This window comes from Chromobacterium sp. CCUG 30098 (genome assembly GCF_059916605.1).
In genome coordinates this window covers 1-4,286 of record NZ_JAUCGS010000025.1, presented here as the reverse complement: position 1 = coordinate 4,286, position 4,286 = coordinate 1, and the positions used below count along the sequence as shown (strand labels likewise).

The following is a 4,286-nucleotide window of genomic DNA, read 5'->3' as shown; positions in this document are numbered from 1 at the left end:
TCGCTGGTGTTGCAGCTGTTCGCGCTGGTGACGCCGCTGTTCTTCCAGGTGGTGATGGACAAGGTGCTGGTCAACCGCGCCTTCAACACCCTGGACGTGATCGCCGTCGGGCTGTTGATCCTGTCGTTGTTCAATGTGGCGCTGTCGGCGCTGCGCAGCCACGTGTTCGCCCACACCACCAGCCGCATCGACGTGGAACTGGGGGCGCGGCTGTTCCGCCACCTGCTGGCGCTGCCGCTGGCCTACTACGAAGCGCGGCGGGTGGGGGACACCGTGGCGCGGGTGCGCGAGCTGGACAATATCCGCAACTTCCTCACCGGCCAGGCGCTGACCACGGTGCTGGACCTGCTGTTCTCCTTCGTGTTCCTGGCGGTGATGTGGTACTACAGCGGCTGGCTGACCCTGATCGTGCTGGTGTCGCTGCCGTGCTACGCGCTGTGGTCGGCGGGGCTGACCCCGCTGCTGCGGCGGCGTCTGGACGAGAAGTTCGCGCGCGGCGCCGACAACCAATCCTTCCTGGTGGAAGCGGTGGGCGGCATCGGCACCATCAAGGCGATGGCGGTGGAACCGCACATGACCCGGCGCTGGGACAACCAACTGGCCGCCTACGTGGCCGCCGGCTTCCGCGTCACCCGGCTGGCCAATATCGGCCAGAACGGCGTGCAACTGATCCAGAAACTGGTCACCGTCGCCACCCTGTGGCTGGGCGCGCGGCTGGTGATCGCCGGCGAGCTGTCCGTCGGCCAACTGATCGCCTTCAATATGCTGGCCGGCCAAGTGGCGGCGCCGGTGGTGCGGCTGGCGCAACTGTGGCAGGACTTCCAGCAGATCGGCATCTCGGTCGAGCGGCTGGGCGATATCCTCAACACCCGCAGCGAACTGCCGGCCAGCCGCGCGGCGCTGCCGGCGATCCAGGGCCGCATCCAGTTCGACCAAGTGGTGTTCCGCTACCGTCCGGACGGCCCGGAAATCCTGCGTGGGCTGAGCCTGGACATCCGGGCCGGCGAAGTCATCGGCATCGTCGGCCGCTCCGGCTCCGGCAAAAGCACGCTGACCAAGCTGGTGCAACGGCTGTACGTGCCCGAATCCGGGCGCGTGCTGGTGGACGGCAACGACCTGGCGCTGGCCGACCCGGCCTGGCTGCGGCGGCAGATCGGCGTGGTGCTGCAAGAAAACCTGCTGTTCAACCAAAGCATCCGCGACAACATCGCGCTGGCCGACCCCGGGCTGGCGCTGGACCACGTGATCCACGCCGCCAAACTGGCCGGCGCCCACGACTTCATCATGGAACAGGCCGAAGGCTACGACACCATGGTGGGCGAACACGGCGCCAGCCTGTCCGGCGGCCAGCGCCAGCGCATCGCCATCGCCCGCGCGCTGATCAGCAACCCGCGCATCCTGATCCTGGACGAAGCCACCAGCGCGCTGGACTACGAATCCGAACGCGCGATCATGCAAAACATGCGCGCCATCTGTCAGGGCCGCACCGTGCTCATCATCGCCCACCGCTTGAGCACCGTGCGCGGCGCCAGCCGCATCATCGCCATGGACCAAGGCCGCATCGTCGAAAGCGGCCGCCACGAAGACCTGCTCCGCCAGCCCGACGGCTACTACGCCCGCCTGCACAGCCTGCAACAAGGATAAACCCGTACATGAAGCACCAACTGCACGCGCTGCGCGACTTCGCGCGGCGCTACCGGCAGGCCTTTGCCGCGCACTGGGCCATCCGCCATCAACTGGACCCCCAGCCGCGGCGCGAAGACGAACTGGCCTTCCTGCCCGCCCATCTGGAACTGACCGACAGCCCGCTGTCCCCGCTGCCGATGTGGAGCATGCGCCTGATCGCCGCGCTGTTCGGCGTCGCGCTGCTGTGGTCCGCGCTGGGCCAGCTCGACATCGTCGCCGTCGCCGGCGGCAAAACCGTCAGCGGCGGCCGCACCAAGATCCTGCAGCCGCTGGAACCCAGCGTGGTCAAAGCCATCCACGTGCGCGACGGCCAGCAAGTCAAGGCCGGCCAAGTGCTGATCGAACTGGACGCCACCGGCGTCAGCGCCGACAAACAAAAGGCCGACGACGCCCACGCCGCCGCCGCGCTGGCCGCCGCGCGCTACCAGGCGCTGCTGAACGCGCTGGACAGCGGCCGGCTGCCGCAGCTGCCGGCCACCCCCGGCGTCGCCGACGGCCAGCGCGTGGCCGAAGAAAGCCTGGCGCTGGGCCAATGGCGCGGCTACCAGGCCAAGCTCGAAGCGCTGGGCGCCACCCTGCGCCAACGCCAGGCCGAACACGCCACCACCCGCCAGCAAGTGAGCAAGCTGCAAGCCACCGCCCGCATCGCCGAAGCGCGCGAACACGACTACCAAGACCTGCTGGCCAAGAACTTCATCTCCAAACACGCCTACCTCGACAAACAACAAGCGCGCATCGAACAGGCCGGCGACCTGGCCAGCCAGCAAAGCCGGCTGCAAGAACTCAACGCCGCCATCGCCGGCCAGCAACAAGAACTGAGCGCGCTGCAAGCCAACTTCCGCAGCGAGGCGATGGACAAACTGCGCGAAGCGCGCGAACAAATGCGCCAATACGGCGAAGACCAGAAAAAGACCGGCCAGCGCCAGGCGCTGACCCGGCTCACCGCGCCGGTGGCGGGCAGCGTGCAGCAACTGGCCATCCACACCGTGGGCGGCGTGGTCACCGAAGCCCAGCCGCTGCTGGCGGTGGTGCCGCAGGACGAAACCCTGGAAATCGAAGCGCAGATCGAAAACAAGGACATCGGCTTCGTGCGGCCGGGGCAGGCGGCCACCGTCAAAGTGGAAAGCTTCCCCTACACCCGCTACGGCTACCTGGACGGCGTGGTGGACAGCGTCAGCCACGACGCGATGCAAGACGAGAAGAAGGGCCTGGTGTTCCTGGCGCGGATCCGGCTCAAGCAAGACCACCTGAACATAGACGGCGCGCGAGTGCGGCTCAGCGCCGGCATGGCGGTGAGCGCGGAAATCAAGACCGGGCGGCGGCAGGTGATCGACTACTTCCTGAGTCCGCTGCAACAGCACGTGGGCGAAGGGCTGCGCGAGCGCTGAGATGAAACTGCTGCTGATCCACCAAAACTTCCCCGGCCAACTGCGCCACATCGCCGAACACCTGAAACAGCGGCCGAACATCGAGCTGCTGGCGGTGGGGCGCGACAGCGCGCCCGGCCTGGCCGGGGTCAAACTGCTGCGCTACCGGCCGCACCGCGGCCCGCACCGGCACACCCACCCCTATCTGCACAGCTACGAAGACGCGGTACTGCACGGCCAGGCGGTGCTGCGCGCGCTGCAACCGCTGCAACAGCGCGGCTACCGGCCGGACGCCATCCTGGCCCACCCCGGCTGGGGCGAAACCCTGTTCCTCAAAGACCTGTTCCCGACGGCGCGGCTGATCCACTACAGCGAATACTACTACCACGGCCGCGGGGCCGACGCCGACTTCGACCCGGAATTCCCGCTGAGCCTGGACGGCGCGGCGCGGCTGCGGGCGCGCAACGCGCTGCACCTGCTCAATCTGGAACACGCCGACCACAGCGTCACCCCGACCCACTGGCAACACAGCCTGCACCCGGCGGCTTACCGGCCGAGCGTGCGCATCCAGCACGAAGGCATCCGCACCGAGCTGCTGGGCCCGGACCCGGCGGCGACGCTGACCCTGCCCAACGGCCGGACGCTGCGCGCCGGCCAGCCCATCGTCAGCTACGTGGCGCGCAATCTCGAACCCTATCGCGGCTTCCACACCTTGATGCGCGCCTTGCCGGCGCTGCTGCGGCAACGGCCGGACAGCCAGATCGTCATCGTCGGCGGCGACGGTGTCAGCTACGGCAGCGCGCCGCGCGACGCCGCCCACTGGCGCGAAAAGCTGCTGCGGGACAACCCGGTGGACCCGGAGCGGGTGCACTTCCTGGGCAAGGTGCCGTACGAGGTCTACCGCCAGGTGCTGCAGGTGTCGGCGGTTCATGTCTACCTGACCTATCCCTTCGTGCTGTCGTGGAGCCTGCTGGAAGCGATGGCGAGCGGCTGTCGGATCGTGGCGTCGGACACCGCGCCGGTGCGGGAAGTGATCCGGGACGGGGAGAACGGCGAGCTGACCGACTTCTTCGACGCGGCGGCGCTGGCGGAGAAGGTGGGCGCGGCCTTGGAGACGGATGGAAGTGGTCTGCGGCTTGCGGCGCGGGAGACGGCGGGGCGCTACAGCGTGGAAGCGGGCTTGGCGGGCTATCGACGGTTGTTGGGCTTGCCGGCGGAGTGAAGGCGGCTTAG

Annotated in this window: 3 protein-coding genes; all 3 read left to right on the top strand. The window is 68.3% G+C overall.

Features of this window, described 5'->3' with window-relative positions; translation table 11 throughout:
* On the top strand, window positions 1-1,644 hold a 1,644-nt coding region (locus QUG03_RS23135; RefSeq protein ID WP_500821112.1), incomplete at its 5' end, for a type I secretion system permease/ATPase.
* 8 nt (window positions 1,645-1,652) lie between these two features.
* Window positions 1,653-3,074 carry an HlyD family type I secretion periplasmic adaptor subunit gene (locus tag QUG03_RS23130; protein WP_500821111.1) on the top strand — a complete coding sequence of 474 codons (1,422 nt, stop codon included), beginning with the start codon at window positions 1,653-1,655 and terminating at the stop codon, window positions 3,072-3,074.
* 1 nt (window position 3,075) lies between these two features.
* The gene (locus QUG03_RS23125) at window positions 3,076-4,275 is read left to right on the top strand and encodes a glycosyltransferase family 4 protein (protein ID WP_500821110.1); all 1,200 of its coding nucleotides are present in this window, start codon (window positions 3,076-3,078) and stop codon (window positions 4,273-4,275) included.
* The last annotated feature ends 11 nt before the right edge of the window (window positions 4,276-4,286 follow it).

What these genes read in the sequence shown, in the direction of transcription:
- QUG03_RS23130 (WP_500821111.1), top strand. Translation starts at nt 1,653, where the DNA reads ATGAAGCACCAACTGCACGCGCTGCGCGACTTCGCGCGGCGCTACCGG.
- QUG03_RS23125 (WP_500821110.1), top strand. Translation starts at nt 3,076, where the DNA reads ATGAAACTGCTGCTGATCCACCAAAACTTCCCCGGCCAACTGCGCCAC.